The 15566-nt window shown below is 67.4% G+C and carries 15 protein-coding genes; 8 read left to right on the top strand and 7 right to left on the bottom strand.

The annotated features are described in order from the left end of the window. The first annotated feature begins 147 nt into the window (after positions 1-147). Positions 148-1152 carry a nitroreductase family deazaflavin-dependent oxidoreductase gene (locus tag GIY23_RS22935; RefSeq protein WP_228717533.1) on the top strand — a complete coding sequence of 335 codons (1005 nt, stop codon included), beginning with the start codon at positions 148-150 and terminating at the stop codon, positions 1150-1152. A 15-nt stretch (positions 1153-1167) separates the two neighbouring features. Here the strand turns inward: GIY23_RS22935 and GIY23_RS04085 are convergent, their stop codons facing one another. The 3 genes from GIY23_RS04085 to GIY23_RS04075 form a co-directional block, all read right to left on the bottom strand. Further along, the gene (locus tag GIY23_RS04085; protein ID WP_154075437.1) at positions 1168-1923 is read right to left on the bottom strand and encodes an aminoglycoside adenylyltransferase family protein; all 756 of its coding nucleotides are present in this window, start codon (positions 1921-1923) and stop codon (positions 1168-1170) included. A 54-nt stretch (positions 1924-1977) separates the two neighbouring features. After that, positions 1978-2154 carry a hypothetical protein gene (locus GIY23_RS04080; RefSeq protein WP_154075436.1) on the bottom strand — a complete coding sequence of 59 codons (177 nt, stop codon included), beginning with the start codon at positions 2152-2154 and terminating at the stop codon, positions 1978-1980. 86 nt (positions 2155-2240) lie between these two features. Beyond that, positions 2241-3125, bottom strand: a complete 885-nt coding sequence (locus GIY23_RS04075; RefSeq protein ID WP_154075435.1) for a YceI family protein — start codon at positions 3123-3125, stop codon at positions 2241-2243. Between the two features lie 460 nt (positions 3126-3585). Here GIY23_RS04075 and GIY23_RS04070 point away from each other — a divergent pair, with 460 nt between their 5' ends. After that, on the top strand, positions 3586-4362 hold the full coding sequence (locus GIY23_RS04070; protein WP_154075434.1) for an IS5 family transposase: 777 nt from the start codon (positions 3586-3588) through the stop codon (positions 4360-4362). Between the two features lie 227 nt (positions 4363-4589). Beyond that, positions 4590-5879, top strand: coding sequence for an IS256 family transposase (locus tag GIY23_RS04065; protein WP_154075433.1), 1290 nt, complete (start codon positions 4590-4592; stop codon positions 5877-5879). Positions 5880-5992: 113 nt separating this feature from the next. On the opposite strand, the gene GIY23_RS04060 is transcribed toward GIY23_RS04065, so the two are convergent. Then, a complete protein-coding gene (locus GIY23_RS04060) occupies positions 5993-6922 on the bottom strand; it encodes an SDR family NAD(P)-dependent oxidoreductase (protein WP_222850230.1) in 930 nt (309 codons plus the stop codon). Positions 6923-6980: 58 nt separating this feature from the next. Here GIY23_RS04060 and GIY23_RS04055 point away from each other — a divergent pair, with 58 nt between their 5' ends. Further along, positions 6981-7541, top strand: coding sequence for a TetR/AcrR family transcriptional regulator (locus GIY23_RS04055; protein WP_154075432.1), 561 nt, complete (start codon positions 6981-6983; stop codon positions 7539-7541). 161 nt (positions 7542-7702) lie between these two features. Further along, entirely contained in the window at positions 7703-9649 is a 1947-nt protein-coding gene (locus GIY23_RS04050; RefSeq protein WP_154075431.1) for a BCCT family transporter, read from the top strand. A 239-nt stretch (positions 9650-9888) separates the two neighbouring features. On the opposite strand, the gene GIY23_RS04045 is transcribed toward GIY23_RS04050, so the two are convergent. Then, complete coding sequence (locus tag GIY23_RS04045; protein ID WP_154075430.1) at positions 9889-11418, bottom strand: Abi family protein; 1530 nt, start codon at positions 11416-11418, stop codon at positions 9889-9891. 275 nt (positions 11419-11693) lie between these two features. On the opposite strand from GIY23_RS04045, the gene GIY23_RS04040 reads away from it, so the two are divergent. Then, positions 11694-11861 carry a hypothetical protein gene (locus tag GIY23_RS04040; RefSeq protein ID WP_187352018.1) on the top strand — a complete coding sequence of 56 codons (168 nt, stop codon included), beginning with the start codon at positions 11694-11696 and terminating at the stop codon, positions 11859-11861. 20 nt (positions 11862-11881) lie between these two features. On the opposite strand, the gene ychF is transcribed toward GIY23_RS04040, so the two are convergent. Both ychF and GIY23_RS04030 read right to left on the bottom strand, forming a co-directional pair. Continuing rightward, positions 11882-12961, bottom strand: a complete 1080-nt coding sequence (ychF, locus tag GIY23_RS04035) for a redox-regulated ATPase YchF (RefSeq protein WP_154075428.1) — start codon at positions 12959-12961, stop codon at positions 11882-11884. 93 nt (positions 12962-13054) lie between these two features. Then, a complete protein-coding gene (locus GIY23_RS04030) occupies positions 13055-13282 on the bottom strand; it encodes a hypothetical protein (protein ID WP_154075427.1) in 228 nt (75 codons plus the stop codon). Positions 13283-13451: 169 nt separating this feature from the next. Between GIY23_RS04030 and GIY23_RS04025 the strand changes: the two genes are divergently transcribed. Further along, positions 13452-14918: a DNA-3-methyladenine glycosylase 2 family protein gene (locus GIY23_RS04025; protein WP_154075426.1), complete on the top strand. Its 1467-nt coding sequence runs from the start codon at positions 13452-13454 to the stop codon at positions 14916-14918. After that, positions 14915-15415, top strand: a complete 501-nt coding sequence (locus tag GIY23_RS04020; RefSeq protein WP_154075425.1) for a methylated-DNA--[protein]-cysteine S-methyltransferase — start codon at positions 14915-14917, stop codon at positions 15413-15415. The genes GIY23_RS04025 and GIY23_RS04020 overlap by 4 nt, the downstream gene beginning before the upstream one ends. Positions 15416-15566 lie beyond the last annotated feature (151 nt).

Raw genomic sequence — 15566 nt, 5'->3', positions numbered from 1 at the left:
GGCGGGTCCGGAGCGGAACCTCACCTCGCGGCCGGTCTGCGTCGGTAGCGGGAAAACCGTCGACGCACCGTGCCTGACCAAGCCTGAATCCGGTTTCTCAGCCCGCACAGCAGGCGGTGGCGCAACGATCCCGCGTACGGTGCAGTCGTGAATGGACAGCTTGAACGTTTCTGGGGGCGGTTGGTCGGTCCGCTGGGCGCGGAACGGTCGGCCGGGGTCGTCTCGGCTGCGGCGTTGGGTACCGTTCTCGTCGCGGTGCAGACGAAACGCCGCAACGGATTCCTGGCGGCGACGACGATGGCGCCTATCGCGTTCGACCTCATCGGAGGTGTCATCGCCTTCCAACTCACGCCGACGCGAGCGAAGTATGCGGAATCTCCACTGCGCGAACGCATGGTGTTCGTCGGCGCACACCTTCAGCCCTTCGCAGTGCCGGTCGTCGGCGACGGTTCGTGGAAGCGAGCCGTGGCGCGCTACGCGAGCGCCGTCGCCGCGACGGCGACGCTGGAGACGGTTCTGGCGAGCGATCCACGACGACGCCTCGTCGCGAACCTGGTCGCGGGCGCACTGAGCGCCGCCGATGTCGCGACCGACCGGGGACCGCAACGCTGGCTCGGCCCCGTCTACCTGATGAAGGTGATCGGCGGGCACGGCGGAACCCCGCGCCACGACACGGATTCCGGGAACACGGACGTCTCGCTACCGTCGGAGTTGGCCGCCCTCGCACTGCGAACACGGTCGCTCGCCCGATCGCCGATCACCCTCTACCGTTCCGGGTTCGGACGGCTGCTCGGCAGCCGCATGATGATGCTCGAACACACCGGCAGGCGGTCGGGACAGCAGCGGTTCGTCTGCCTCGAGGTCGTGGAACGTCCCGCACCGAACCGCCTCGTCATCGTCAGCGGCTTCGGCGAACGCTCGCAATGGTTCCGCAACCTGCAGGCGCACCCCGCGTGTTTCGTCAGCACCGGCGGGCGCGATCGAGTCCCGGCCACTGCTCGCATGCTCTCCGAGGACGAGTCGGCGGCGGCGCTGCGGCGCTACCAACAGGCACATCCGCGAGCCTGGAAGCACTTGCGCGGCGCGATCGAATCGACGGTGGGGGTCCCGGTGAACCAGCTACCGATGGTCGAACTGAGGCTACAGGAGTGACTCCGATGGCACGGCTCAACGGGGCGCCGCGACAACCTGCCTCGCGCGGTCCACGAACCCGAGCAGCGGTTCACGGAGACCGGTCCAGTCGTCGACGACGCCGCCGGTGTAGGCGGCTCGGGCGAGCTCGACTATCTCGCGTTCCCGTCCGTCGAGTTGCGCGGCGACGCGCGCTGCGGCCGCGTCCTTCGAGAGGATCTCTCCCGTCTCGGCCGTCGTCCACATCCGCGCCAGCGTGAGGACGACGTTGCGCTCGTCGCCGTCGAGGCCGTCGAGCAACTCCGGCAGGCCGTCCCGCATCGCCCGCATCACGTCCTGCGACGGGACGGGATCGAGCACGTCCTGCGGCGACCGCCCCGCGAGCAGCACCCCTGCCTGCCGGACCAGCGTGACCAGCACGGCCAGATCCGGATCGCTCGCCGGCCGTGGCAGAGCCCCGGCTTCGAACTCGTCGCGCAGCCACTCGCCGTATTGGAAGTCCCGGCGAGCCGGATGGAGCCACGGCACCACCTCGCCGCGCACGACGGTAGTGAGTTCGACCGGGTGTTCGTGGTCCCGAACCGGCCAGCGGCCCGAGACGCGCAGCAGCTCTCCGATCAGCTCGCGTCGAACCTGGTCGGACAGCGACGTTTCCGTCACCACGAGCACGTCGACATCGCTGTCCGGACGCAGACCTCCTGCGACCGCCGAGCCGTACAGGTACACACCCACACAGTCCTCGCCCAGCAGCCGAACGGTCAGCGCGGCGATGCGTTCCGCCACGGCAACCACGTGACCGTCCTTCCCACCGCAGCCCGCGTTCTCGAAGGTCGAAGCCGGGGCCGATCAGACCGGTGCGGTCTCGTCCCGCTCCGTCACGAACGCCCTGCGGTAATGCGCCAGTACTTTCGCCAACCGGTCGCGAGCGACCTTGGCCGCGTCGTCGTCGGCGCCGAATCCGACGTGCGCGGCGCATACGGTCCCGGCCGTGCGCGCTTCACGTCGCTGCTGCTGCTGTTCCACGCGTCCCATGGTCCCGCGCGGCGTGGAGCCCGGAAGAGGCACCCCCCCTGGTGGCATTCCGGTGTGACGGCTTCGGCACCGAGGGTTCACTGTTGCAGGACCGCTTGCACGTCGAGCTCGATCTGGATGGTCGGGCCGACGACGGCGATGCCTTTGGCGAGGGTTTGCTGCCAGTTCACCGAGTAGTCCTCACGCCGCAGCTCCGTCCTGCACACGCACGCAGCCCTGATTCCGTTCCAGGAGCGCAGGCCCAGGTACCGGGTGTCGAGTTCGACGGGGCTGGTGGTGTCGCGCAGCGTCAGGGCCCCGCGCACCTTCCACCGGTCGCCGCTGACCGGAACGAGGCGCTCGCTGCTGAACTGCAGCGTCGGATGCCTGGCGACGTCGAGGAAGTCGGGCGAGCGCAGGTGCTCGTCCCGCTGCGGCACGCCGGTGGTGATGCTGGCGGCGTCGATGGTGACGTCGACCTCGGAGTACTCGAACGGCGACTGCACCCGGATCTGACCGTCGAAGTTCAGGAATCCGCCGTGGATCTTCGACATGCCGATGTGTTGAGCGGTGAAACGCACTTCGGTGTGAGCCTGGTCGAACGTCCACAGGCCCGGTTCGGGCAAGGCCAACGAATCGTCCGGCTCGATCGTCACGCTCCCGAGCGAGTGGTGCTCGTTGACGCCGACCTCGACGCGCTCGATCTTGCTCTTGTAGCCGCCCGCGCTGACGGTGACCTTGTGTGGACCCGGCGGGACCATCGTGAGATACGAGCCGTATGTGTCGGTTTCGCCCGTAGCGACCTGCCGGTTGAACCGGTCCGTGACCGTAACCGTCGCGTCGGGTTGCAGCCGTTCCTGCTCATCGTGCACCTGGAGGCTGATCACGCCACCGGACAGCGGCGTGGGTGGCAGATAGGCAGTGGCGCTCGGGCGGGCTGAGCGCTGCGGGGACCAGCGCCGACGCAACCAGCCGACAACCATTGTGGTTCCTTTCCTCCTCGACAGGCCAGGTGCACGTATCGGCCCCGGCCGAGCACCGCTGAAACGAATGAACTGGGTGGCGAAAATGATCCTACTCGGCACCGACCCGAGAGATCCCGACACCGTCACGTGCAGGGCGCGCGGATTGATCTGCGTAGGTGGTTCTGTGGCCGGTCTGCGTACGTGGCAGGCAACACGTCGACGCACCGTACCTGGCCACAGCCCCAAACCGCGCGGCCTCTGAGAGCCTGTTCCTGAACTGATCTTGGGCTGATGGGGCGCTGCGGGGAAGGAGAGGGACTCCTGGTAGATCGAGTGGTGTCTAATCAGTCGCTCTACCGAGGAGTCCCGGGTGCCATCGTGCCTGAGCCTGTCGATACCTGGCGTGCGGGGTCGTGAGTGTTGCCTGTTGGCTACCACGCACCGTCCTTCGTGTAGGTCGCAGCGCTACCCGTCGGATATGACCGATGCTCAGTGGGCTGTGATCGAGCCGTTACTGCCGACGCCGGGGTGGCTGGCCGGTCGGGGTGGCCGCCGGGCCAAGCACTGCCGCCGCGAGATCGTCGACGCGATTCTGTACGTGGTCGACAACGGGATCAAATGGCGCGCCCTGCCAGCGGATTTCCCGCCGTGGTCCACTGTGTACAACCACTTCGCCGACTGGGAACGGCAGGAAGCCACCCAGGACCTGCTTGACGCTCTGCGAGACCGAGCACGGCTGACCGAAGGTCGTCACGCCGCTCCGAGCGCGGGCATCATCGACTCGGCCTCGGTCAAAGCCGCCGAGACCGTCGGTGCCGGTACCCGCGGGTTCGACGCGGGAAAGAAGATCAACGGCCGTAAACGCCACATCGCTGTGGATACCGCTGGCCTGCTGATCTGCGTGCTGGTCACCGGCGCCGGCGTCCAAGACCGCGTCGCCGCCCGGCACCTCCTCACACGGCTGCGTTACCTCTGCCCGAGCGTGCGGCACCTGTGGGCCGACTCCGGCTACACCGGCACCCTGATCGACTGGGCCAGAACCCTGTTCGGGATCAGCATCGACATCGTCGCCAAACTCGCAGGCCAAGTCGGCTTCGTCGTCCTACACCGCAGATGGGTCGTCGAACGCAGCCTCGCCTGGATCAACCAGCACCGCCGCTGCGTACGCGACTACGAACGCCTACCCCAACACCACGAAGCCATCGTCCGCTGGGCCATGATCCACACCACCAGCAAACGCCTCACCCAAGATTAGGAACAGGCTCTGAGCGTCTGCTCCGATCAATTAATTGTCTCAATGAGCGAGACATGTGTATTTCTCTTTCTCGTTCGTCAACGCGACCGGAACGTCCTCCCCAAGTTCCAAAAGGAGCAATGCTTGGGACCTGTGGATCGGCTGGGAGGGGGCGTACCTTCCCAGTGATCGAGTGAAGGTTCTCAAGCATGACCGGCGTTGCAGCGCTGGTCGGGAAGGTACGACCCATGCTTAGCGTAGTCCCTGATCCCACTTCTGGTAATGATGGCTCGACACAGGGCTCGTCGCCCTCGTCGTTGCTGGATGAGATTGCTCGTGAGGGTGCTCGGCGGATGTTGGCTGAGGCTCTGCAGGCCGAGGTGGATGCCTATATCTCCCAGCACTCCGGAGAGCGTGACGAGCACGGTCACCGGCTGGTGGTGCGCAACGGCTCGCACCAACCGCGTGAGGTGCTGACCAGCTCCGGTGCTGTCGAGGTCACCGCCCCGCGGGTCAATGACAAGCGCATCGACCCCGACACTGGCGAGCGCAAGCGGTTCTCCTCGGCGATCCTGCCGCCGTGGGCCCGCAAGTCACCCAAGATCACCGAGGTGTTGCCGCTGCTGTACCTGCACGGCCTCTCGTCCGGGGATTTCGTGCCCGCGCTGGGACAGTTCCTCGGCTCGACCAAGGGCCTGTCGTCGACGGTGATCACGAAGCTCACCGAGCAGTGGAAGGCCGAACAACGAGCCTTCGCCGCACGCGATCTGTCCGCAGTGGACTACGTGTATGTGTGGGCCGACGGCATTCACGTCAACATCCGCCTCGACGAGCACAAACTCTGCCTGCTGGTGCTCATCGGTGTCCGCGCCGACGGCCGCAAGGAACTCATCACGCTGGCCGATGGCTACCGCGAGTCCACCGAGTCCTGGGCCGATGTGCTGCGCGATTGCGCCCGCCGCGGCATGCGCGCCCCGACCCTGGCCATCGGCGACGGGGCCCTCGGGTTCTGGGGCGCACTGCGCGAGGTCTTCCCGACCACGGCCGAGCAGCGGTGCTGGTTCCACAAGACCGGCAACGTGCTGGCCGCCCTGCCGAAATCCGCCCAACCCGGCGCGAAAAAGGCCCTGGCCGAGATCTGGAACGCCGAGGACAAACACCACGCGCGTGAGGCCGTGACCGCCTTCGAGACCACCTACGGCGCGAAGTTTCCCAAGGCCGTCGCCAAGCTCACCGACGACCTCGACGAGCTACTCGCGTTCTTCGACTACCCGGCCGAACACTGGCAACACCTGCGCACCACCAACCCGATCGAGTCGACCTTCGCGACCGTGCGGCATCGAACGAAGGTCACCAAGGGACCCGGCTCGCGGGCTGCCGGGCTGGCCATGGCATTCAAGCTCATCGAATCCGCCCAAACCCGCTGGCGCGCGATCAACGCACCCCACCTCGTGGCCCTCGTCCGCGCCGGCGCCCGCTTCACAGCCGGCCAACTCATCGAACGCCCCGACGACCACGCCCCACCCTCAGCAGCCTAAACAAACTTCATCCACAGGTATTGACAATTGCTCTTCCAAAAGCGCTCTCACACGGCTGCCCTGGAATACGGAACCAACAATACTCGCAAATGGGTCGCCGAGCTCGTCACCGACTACGGCGTCGTGGCCTCGTCGCGCGCGAAGTCGTCTAGATCATGGAGGGCGCGATGCTCGCGCAAGACCCCACCGCCCGCGCTCAGCACCAGATCCACACTATGGACGCTCCAGCGCGAGGTATCGCCAGTCTCGCCGATAGTCATCCGTGCGAGCCGCAACGGCAGTCCGTATCTGCTCCGGCGCGTCGTCACCGACGATGAGCCGAAGCCGCTCGTCCTCCGCGTCCGCGATGTGGCGCACGATTGCCGCTGCGGCCTCCGCGACGGGAGTACCACCGCCCGTGCCGTCGACACCGGGCCAGGGCACCTCGGACGTGCCGAACAACTGAGTGCGGATTTCGTCGTACGCGGGATCGGGCGTGGCGAACCGCATGCTGCCCGTCGCCACTCGGTGCCGACGCCACCGAGCTCCGCGATGGTCACGCGAATGCCGAAGTCTCGCGCTTCCGCAGCCAGTGCTTCGCTGAAGCCCTCCAGCCCCCATTTCGAAGCGTTGTAGGCCCCCAGCGTCGGCATCGTCCCCACAGCGCCCACCGTGGATATCTGCACGATCTGCCCACTCCCCCGAATACGCATCGGCCGCAGCGCTGCCTGTGCCAGCCAGAGCGGGCCGAGCAGGTTCGTCTCGATGATCTCCCGCGCGTCCTGTTCGCCGAGCTCTTCGATCGCGCCGACCAGGCCGTAGCCGGCGTTGTTCACCAGCACATCGAGATGTCCGAAGTGCTCGACCGCCCGGTCTACAGCAGCTCGAGCACCGTCGCGGTCGCGAACGTCGAGCCGGTGCACCACCAGTCGCTCGTGCGCGGTCAGCGAGTGCTCACCCCGAACCGTGGCGATGACGGAATGCCCTGCCTCCAGCGCCAGTCGGGTGAGTGCTCGACCGAGGCCACGGTTCGCTCCGGTGATCATCCACGTCTGCGTCGTCATACGTTCACACCGTACACGGAAACTGGACGCACCGTCTCGTTTTTGTAGGCTGGTCACCATGGCACGCCCTCGAACGGTCACCCGAGTGCACCAAGCCGTCCTGGCGATGGTCGGAGAGATCGGCTTCGCCCGGTTGACGATGGAAGGCATCGCCACTCGCGCCCAGGTCAGCAAGCAGACGCTGTACCGTTCCTGGCCGTCGCCGGCGGCCATTCTCTTCGATGCGCTGCTGGCTTCCAGCTCGGCCCCGAACGGTGAGATCCAGGTGCCGGATACCGGCCAGCTGGCGAACGATCTCGAGGCACTGCTGCTGGCCACGGTGGCGGAGATGAACGACGCCGCACACGACACGATGCTCAGGGCAGTCACCGCCGAGATCCAGACCGACCCGGCGCTCGCGACCGACCTGCGAACCCGCCTACTCGACCCGCAACTCCGTGCAGTGGCCGCACGGCTCGCTGAGGCAGGGGTGCAGGACCCCGCGGCGATCACCGAACTGCTGTACGGGCCGATGTTTCACCGATGGCTGCTGCGCACCGGCCCCTTGGACACCGACTGGGCTCAGGCACATCTCCAACGCGTCCTCAAGGCGATCGACTGGTCCACCAGCTCCCCGTGACCGTGTGGGGCCGGGCGCGGACTTCGCGCCGGCCATCGATCCGGCGGCCACGAGGTCACCATAGGAGACGATCTCGGGACCATTCTGGTGGCTCTGCACGGTCCCCCACCAGGGCGTTCGTGTCTGGCGCCCGGTGTTCCCGGCCTGCACACTGTCGCCCGATGGGGAACGGACATACGAGCGAGTCGACGCAGTCCCCGGACCGCGCACGTGACGGCGCAGACCCGGTCGACCCGAGCGGCGCCGACGAGCCGCGTATCGACGAGGCCACGGAACCCGCAGATGTCGAAGAGCAACTGCGCAAACACGGCGTCCGCATCGGAAAGGGCGGGGTCACGCCTGCGGTGTTCTGGCCCGCATTCCTCATTATCGCCGGCATCACGATCACCGCGATCCTGTTCCCCTCCGGCACCAGCGAGGTGCTGAACACGCTCCAGACCGGCATCACCGAAGGTCTGGGATGGTATTACATGATCGTGGTGGCCGCGTTCATCGTGTTCGCGGTGTGGATGGGGCTGAGCCGTTTCGGCAACATCAAGTTGGGCCACGACGACGAGCCGCCGGAGTTCGGCGTGTGGTCCTGGTTCTCCATGCTGTTCGCGGCAGGTATGGGTATCGGGCTGGTCTTCTACGGGCTGGCCGAGCCACTCACCTTCGCCACCAGCGACCCCAAGCCCGGCACGGCAGGCTCAGCTGAGGAGCTCGCCCAGCTCGGCATGGCACAGGCTTTCGTGCACTGGGGCCTGCACCCGTGGGCGGTCTACGCCGTCATCGGACTCGCACTCGCGTACGCGATCCACCGGCGCGGACGTCCGGTGTCCATCCGGTGGGCGATGGAGCCACTGTTCGGGGACCGGGTCAAGGGCTGGATCGGTGATCTGATCGATGTCCTCGCCATCATCGGCACCGTTTTCGGGGTGGCCACCTCACTCGGTCTGGGTGTTCAGCAGATTGCTGCCGGCCTGTCGGCGATGGGTGTCCTGGGCGAGGCGAACAACACGGTCCTCGTGATCCTGATCGTCATCATCACGCTGTTGGCCATCGCCTCTGTGGTCAGCGGTCTCGGTCGAGGCATCAAGTGGCTCTCCAACATCAACCTGTCGATGATGGGAGTGCTGCTCGTCTCGGTGCTGGTGCTCGGGCCCACGCTGTTCCTGTTGCGCGACTTCGTCCAGTCCCTGGGGGTCTATCTCGCCAACGTACTGAACATGACCTTCGACGCGGGCGCGTACACCGGCGACGCGGGGCAGGAATGGATGGCGACCTGGACGATCTTCTATTGGGGCTGGTGGATGGCGTGGGCGCCGTTCGTCGGGGTGTTCATCGCCCGCATCTCCCGCGGCCGAACGATCCGGCAGTTCATCGCCGGTGTGCTGCTGGTCCCAACCGTCCTCGGGTTCTTGTGGCTCGCGGCTCTGGGCGGTACCGGCATCCACCAGCAGCTCTACGGCCAGGGTGGTTTGGTCGACCCCGAGCAGGGAGTGATCGCCGAGGAGGCCCTGTTCCTCGGCCTCGAACAGCTCCCTCTGGGCGCGGTGCTCTCGGTCCTCGCGATCGTGCTGGTGGCGATCTTCTTCATCACGTCATCGGACTCCGGCTCGCTGGTGGTCGACATGCTGGCCTCCGGCGGGCACCCGAACCCACCGACCTGGAGCCGGGTGTTGTGGGCCTCGTTGGAGGGTCTGGTCGCGATCGGGCTATTGCTCGCCGGCAGCACATCCGCGTTGCAGGCAGGTTCCATCGCCACAGCTCTGCCGTTCAGCATCGTGCTGATCCTGATGTGTTTCGCCACGTACCGAGCGCTGAGCGCCGAGCACCGGCAGCTGCTGAACACCGAGCGGCGGCTCCGAGGGCGTGAGCTCGCAGGCGCGCTCTCGCACGACTTCGACGAACACTTCGGTGAGCAGGTCGACGCCCGGATCGACTACGCACTGACAAGCACGACGGGAATCTGGAACCGAGAGAGCAAGCGCAACCCCGTTGCCACCCTCACCCGCTCCCGACGCCGCAGGAGAAGCGGCCGGTCCGGCGCCACCGGAGGCCCCGGCGCGGGCGGCCGCTCAAGTTCGGGTGACGGCTCCGGAGCTGGAAGCGCGGGCCCGGAGTGACGGGCTGCTTTGCCACGTGGCGTTTCTGCTGACGAATCGTTGACCAACACTCCGCACCCCTAGTCTTTTGACCAGGGCACACGCGCTCGATCACACGTTGAAGCGGAACTCGAAAACGTCGCCATAGCTGGGAACGAGGATCGCACTCCTCGTGCGTGCCGCCACTCGCAGACGTCCACGCAGGGGGACCCCATCCTCATCGCTACGCACTGTCAACTCCTGCCCAGGAGCCACGCTTCCTAGCACCGACTGTCTGGAGCGACGAGGCTGCTCTTGGCCCCAGCTTCGTGAATCGCTTCCTCGAACGCCTCCTCGGACACGGAGTCCAGCAGGTCGAGCGGCGACTGAGCATGGCCGTCTGCCCCCTTCGGCAAGGCAGGGTGAGGCGTCTGCCACCAGTCCAGCAGCGCCGAGGTGACGAGCACCGGGCGCGCGTCGCTGCAGGCGGCGGCGAACGCCTTGTTGATCTCCGCGAGGGCGTCGATGATCCTCCCGTCGCGGAACTGAAAAGCGGGGTAATGCTTCGTCCCACCGAGCTCGATTTCGATCACGACCTCGTACCTGAGGTAGGTCCGCAGCAAGGACTTCTGCGCGCCTCGCTTCGCCGCGGCCAGCTGTCCGGGCGTCCGCTGCTTGTCCGTGGGCGTCGGCTGCGCAGCGGTGAGCGCTGCACGGGCCTGCGGGGCGGTGAGGCTGTCAACGCGGTCGAGGAGGCTTGCGGCCAGCATCGGCGAAGAGTCGAGGGCGAACCCCTGCTCCCAGATCGGACGGCCCCTCCAGTCTGCCGGGAACCCGAGCTGGCCCATGGCGAAGCCGAGCGTGTCCGATCTGTCCTCGATGAAGTCGGCGATGTCGATGACGTCGGTCCGTTCCGGCGCGATGCTGAGGAGGAGGTGACGCATGATCAGCAGCACGCCGTAGAGCTTGTTGTTCGTGCCCTCGGCGGCGAGCGGGAACAAGGGATCGTCGTCGTCCTTGCGCGCCTCGCCGGGCGCATCGATCAGCACGTCGAACGTGCGGTTCCACAGGCGGCCGTAGTGCGCGCAGATGTTCCGGACGTTCCGGAGGTTGTTGAGCCAGTTCCCCAGGGCACCGCGGTCGCCGCGGCCGTCGGCGGCGTGGGCCTGGAATCGCGCGGCGAGGACCTCCTGATCGCCCTGGCGCATCAGGCCGTAGAGACTGCTCAGGACACCGAAGGACATCACCTCCGTCGCCACCCAGATCGGCAGATGCGGGCCGTACTTCTCACGGAAGTGCACGACGAAGTCGCCCCTCGCACGCTTCTCGTGGCGGTCGTATTCCTCGAGCCACTCGCGATAAGCGGACGTGGGCTCGGGCAACGCCTCCGGATCCCCGCGCCTCACTGCACCCAGCGCCTCGGGGTTCCGGTGCGCGAACGCATCGACTCTGCCGAGTCGGTGGCCAATAAAGAACCGAAACGCCGTCTCGATCGTGCTGAGCGCATCTCCCAGTCGGGTGCGGAGCTCGTGGTCGAATTCGTACAGGGAGACCACGTGCGCGAGGCTGGTCCCGGGCACGAATGATTCCAGGCGCACCTCGCGCCCCTCGTCGTCGAACCGGGGTGCAGGAGGCTCGGGCCGAGCTCGGTAGAGATGCCAGTAGCCGGACAGCCGGTAATAGCCGTAGCGCTGCAGGACCCCCGCCGCGAACTCGTCCGTGCCGCACTCCATGCCGCGCTCGCGCAACCGACGGATCTGCGCGGGAAGCGTGAGGAACGGCTTCGCGTAGGTGCTCTCCGGGATCGTCACTTGCGCATCATCCTGGAGTCCCCGGCACCGGGGATAGAAAGAGAACAAGCCTGCGTCTCATCGCGAGAAGCAGGCCTGTCGTGATATTTCGAAGATACCCGCTTTCACAGACCCCGTCAAAGACAGCTCGTGCCGTACCGGCCTCATCACAAGTAGGGCGCGTCCCGCCAATCGCAGACGTCGCGTAGGTGAGGACCATCGCTCGGGCGTCCATATCCTCCCACCTCCGCCGCGCACACGCGATGCCTTCGCTCCGCTCCGAATCCTGGCAGGGGATGGAAGGCAGGGACGATCAGATCGCGCAGCCGTTGGCCCGGGACGAGCTCGACGCCGAGGATCCCTGCCGAGCATGCGGACAGCCCTGGGTCGACGGGCAGTCCTGGGCGAGCCAGGGAACACGCCGACGCGCGACGACGAGCGAGGACCGGCCGAACATCTGCTGACCGCCTGCTTCTTCCCGCTGCTAGACGTTGAAGCGGAACTCCACGACGTCGCCGTCGTGCATGACGTAGTCCTTGCCTTCCATCCGGACCTTGCCTGCGGACTTCGCGTCGGCCATCGACCCGGCCGCGACGAGATCGCCGTAGGAGACAATCTCGGCCTTGATGAAGCCGCGTTCGAAGTCGGTGTGGATGACACCGGCCGCCTGCGGCGCGGTCCACCCGGTGCGGATGGTCCACGCGCGCGCTTCCTTCGGGCCCGCCGTGAGATACGTCTGCAGGCCGAGTGTGTGGAAACCCGCGCGGGCCAAGGCGTTCAGTCCGGGCTCAGGCTGACCGACGGACTCCAGGAGCTCGCGGGCGGACTCCTCGTCGAGCTCGATGAGTTCCGATTCGACCTTCGCGTCGAGGAACACCGCGTCGCCGGGGGCGACCAGGTCCCGCAGCTTCTGTTGCTTGTCCTCGTCGGCGAGCACGCCCTCGTCGGCGTTGAACACGTACAGGAACGGCTTCGTGGTCAGCAGGTTCAGCTCACGCAGCAGCGGATCCGGATCGTGGCCGTACGCCGAGAACAGCGTCTTCCCCGATTCCAGGACCCCGTTCGCCGCCTTGGCCGCATCGAGCATGGGCCGCTTGTCCTTGTGCGTCCGGGCTTCCTTCTCCAGCCTCGGCAGCGCCTTCTCCAAGGTCTGCAGATCGGCGAGGATCAGCTCGGTGTTGATCGTCTCGATGTCGCTGGACGGGTCCACCCGACCGTCGACGTGCACCACGTCGGGGTCGTCGAAGACGCGGATCACCTGGCAGATGGCGTCCGCCTCACGGATGTTGGCGAGGAACTTGTTGCCCAGGCCTTGTCCCTCCGACGCGCCCTGGACGATCCCGGCGATGTCGACGAACGAGACCGTCGCAGGCAGCGTCTTCGCGGAGCTGAACATCTCCGCGAGCGTGTCCAGCCGGGGGTCCGGAAGCGGCACCACCCCGACGTTCGGTTCGATCGTCGCGAACGGGTAGTTCGCGGCGACCGCGTCGTTCCGGGTCAGCGCGTTGAACAGCGTGGACTTGCCCACGTTGGGCAGGCCGACGATTCCCAGGGTGAGGCTCACGGGTCCCGCAGTGTAGTCCGTGCGGTCCCCCGCCTTCCCGGCCAGGCCAGGTGCGAGCGGCCGGGGGCCCGACTCACCCAGTCGTCCTCGCCCTCAGCCGTCGTCGCCCTCGTCCTCGCCGCCGCCCTGACCACCGCCATCGTCGCCTTCCTGGCCACCGCCGTCTTGGCCACCGCCGTCTTGGCCGCCGCCGTCCTGCTGCTCCTGTTCCTGGTCCTCAGGCGCGGGCATGACGTCGTCGCACCCCGTCGCCACAGTCAGGGCCAGCACCGCACCGGCCACCGCCCCTGCCGCCTTGATTCCCCGCGTAGTTCGAGCCATACCCCGAGCCTACTGATCATTCCCGGACGTGGGGGAGCTCTCCCCCACAAGGTCGACATTCACAGCAGTGGAGGCATCGCCACCACGGTCGAGGTCCGCGAGACGGGTGCCGACGGCGACGTCCGATTTCCGCTAGTGACGGCGCTGGGACGCTGGCACCATCGTGCACATGCTGGTGGAAACCGAACAGGCGTACCGGGCGGTGTCGTCCCGCGACGCGCGCTTCGACGGATGCTTCGTCACCGCGGTGCGCACCACCGGGATCTACTGCCGCCCCTCGTGCCCCGCACGGACGCCGAAACCGGACAACGTCGACTTCTATCCGACCACCGCCGCCGCCCAGGGCGCCGGTTATCGGGCGTGTCGACGCTGTCTGCCGGACGCCGTCCCCGGCTCGCCGGAATGGGACCTGCGCGCGGACCTCGCCGGCCGAGCCATGCGGTTGATCCGGGACGGCGAGGTCGAACGGTCCGGTGTGGACGGACTGGCCGCGCAGCTGGGGTACTCGACGCGCCAGCTGACTCGCGTGCTCACCGGCGAGCTCGGCGCGGGACCGCTGTCACTCGCCCGCGCACACCGGGCACACTCCGCCCGGGTCCTCATCGAACGGACCGCGCTGCCGTTCTCCGACGTCGCGTTCGCCGCCGGGTTCGCCAGCCTGCGCCAGTTCAACGACACGGTTCGCGAAGTCTTCGCCGCCACTCCCACCGCGTTGCGTGCCCGCCGAACTCCTGCCGAGGCGAACTTCGCCGGGAACGTGCACCTCCGGCTGCCGGCGCGGCCACCCTTCGACAGCGACGGGGTCCTCGGCTTTCTCGCCGCCAGATCCATCCACGGCGTCGAAGACACCGGACCCGGCCGATACACGCGGGCGTTGCGGCTCGCGCACGGACCGGCCATGGTGACACTCCGACCCGACACCGACCACGTGAAGTGCTCTCTGCGCCTCTCCGACCTGCGCGACCTCGCCAGCGCGGTGAATCGGCTGCGCCGTCTCTTCGACCTCGACGCCGACCCGGTGGCCGTGGACTCGACGCTCGGCGCCGACCCGGCACTCGCGGACACGGTGCACCGGACGCCGGGAGTTCGGGTGCCGGGCAGTGTCGACGGCGACGAGATCCTGATCCGTGCACTGCTCGGACAACAAATCTCGGTCGCGGCCGCGCGCACGGCCGCGCGGAGACTCACCGAACGCCTCGGCGAGCCACTCGACACGCCCGACGGCGCCGTGCACACCCTGTTTCCCACGTCCGACGCGCTCGCGTCGGAGGCGGCCGACGTGCTGACCGGACCGCGCCGCCGCGTCGAGACCGTCGTTGCGGCGGCAGGCGCCCTGGCCGACGGAACACTCCGCATCGACCCGGGCCGCGACGCGGACGAACTCCGTGCCGAACTCCAGAGCTTCCCTGGAATCGGACCGTGGACGGCGAGCTACGTGATCATGCGCGTGCTCGGCGCGCCGGACGTCCTGCTCGACGGAGATCTGGTGCTCCGCAAAGGAGCACGTGCATTGGGAATCCCTGATACCTCCACCGGCTTGCGCACGCACTCGGAACGGTGGCGCCCCTGGCGCGCTTACGCCGGAATGCACTGCTGGCGCGCCGCATCCACACTCTCTCGAACGGAGGCACCATGACCACCGCACATTGGTCCATAGTAGACACATTCCTCGGGCCGTTCACGGCCGTCGCCGACTCCGACGGAGCGGTACTCGCAGCCGGCTGGACGGACGACCTCGCGGCACTGCTCGAGGTCGTGTCCCCCTCGCTGCGGCCGACCGAGCCTCGCCGGAGGAACGACCTCGGAGAGGTCACCGACGCCGTGGCGGCCTACCACCAGGGCGATCTCGGCGCGGTCGACGCTGTCCCGGTACGCCAGAGCTCCGGACCGTTCCTCACTCACGCCTGGGACGTGCTGCGCAAGGTCCCACCGGGCGAACCGATCAGCTACACGGCCTTCGCGGACCTGGCAGGGCGTCCCGGAGCCGTCCGAGCAGCGGCCTCGGCGTGCGCACGGAACGCGGCAGCGCTGTTCGTGCCGTGCCACCGCATCCTGCGCACCGACGGCACGCTCGGGGGCTTCCGCTGGGGCCTCGACCTCAAGCGCAGCCTCCTCACCCACGAAACCCCGTGATCCGCCGAGGCGAACGGCACGTTCGCCTCGTCTCGTGGGGCGAAAGTGCCGTTCGCCCCGTCTCGTGGGGCGAAAGTGCCGTTCGCCCCGTCTCGTGGGGCGAAAGTGCCGTTCGCCCCGTCTCGTGGGGCGAAAGTGCCGTTCGCCCCGT

The sequence above is a fragment of the Allosaccharopolyspora coralli genome (assembly GCF_009664835.1).
In the GTDB taxonomy this organism is placed as follows: Bacteria; Actinomycetota; Actinomycetes; order Mycobacteriales; family Pseudonocardiaceae; genus Allosaccharopolyspora; species Allosaccharopolyspora coralli.
The sequence above is the reverse complement of the archived record's forward strand: the minus strand, read 5'-3'. Positions and strand labels throughout refer to the sequence as shown.

What these genes read in the sequence shown, in the direction of transcription:
- GIY23_RS04075 (WP_154075435.1), bottom strand. Translation starts at nt 3,125, where the DNA reads ATGGTTGTCGGCTGGTTGCGTCGGCGCTGGTCCCCGCAGCGCTCAGCC.
- GIY23_RS04070 (WP_154075434.1), top strand. Translation starts at nt 3,586, where the DNA reads ATGACCGATGCTCAGTGGGCTGTGATCGAGCCGTTACTGCCGACGCCG.
- GIY23_RS04065 (WP_154075433.1), top strand. Translation starts at nt 4,590, where the DNA reads ATGCTTAGCGTAGTCCCTGATCCCACTTCTGGTAATGATGGCTCGACA.
- GIY23_RS04060 (WP_222850230.1), bottom strand. Translation starts at nt 6,922, where the DNA reads ATGACGACGCAGACGTGGATGATCACCGGAGCGAACCGTGGCCTCGGT.
- GIY23_RS04055 (WP_154075432.1), top strand. Translation starts at nt 6,981, where the DNA reads ATGGCACGCCCTCGAACGGTCACCCGAGTGCACCAAGCCGTCCTGGCG.
- GIY23_RS04050 (WP_154075431.1), top strand. Translation starts at nt 7,703, where the DNA reads ATGGGGAACGGACATACGAGCGAGTCGACGCAGTCCCCGGACCGCGCA.
- GIY23_RS04040 (WP_187352018.1), top strand. Translation starts at nt 11,694, where the DNA reads ATGGAAGGCAGGGACGATCAGATCGCGCAGCCGTTGGCCCGGGACGAG.
- GIY23_RS04030 (WP_154075427.1), bottom strand. Translation starts at nt 13,282, where the DNA reads ATGGCTCGAACTACGCGGGGAATCAAGGCGGCAGGGGCGGTGGCCGGT.
- GIY23_RS04025 (WP_154075426.1), top strand. Translation starts at nt 13,452, where the DNA reads ATGCTGGTGGAAACCGAACAGGCGTACCGGGCGGTGTCGTCCCGCGAC.
- GIY23_RS04020 (WP_154075425.1), top strand. Translation starts at nt 14,915, where the DNA reads ATGACCACCGCACATTGGTCCATAGTAGACACATTCCTCGGGCCGTTC.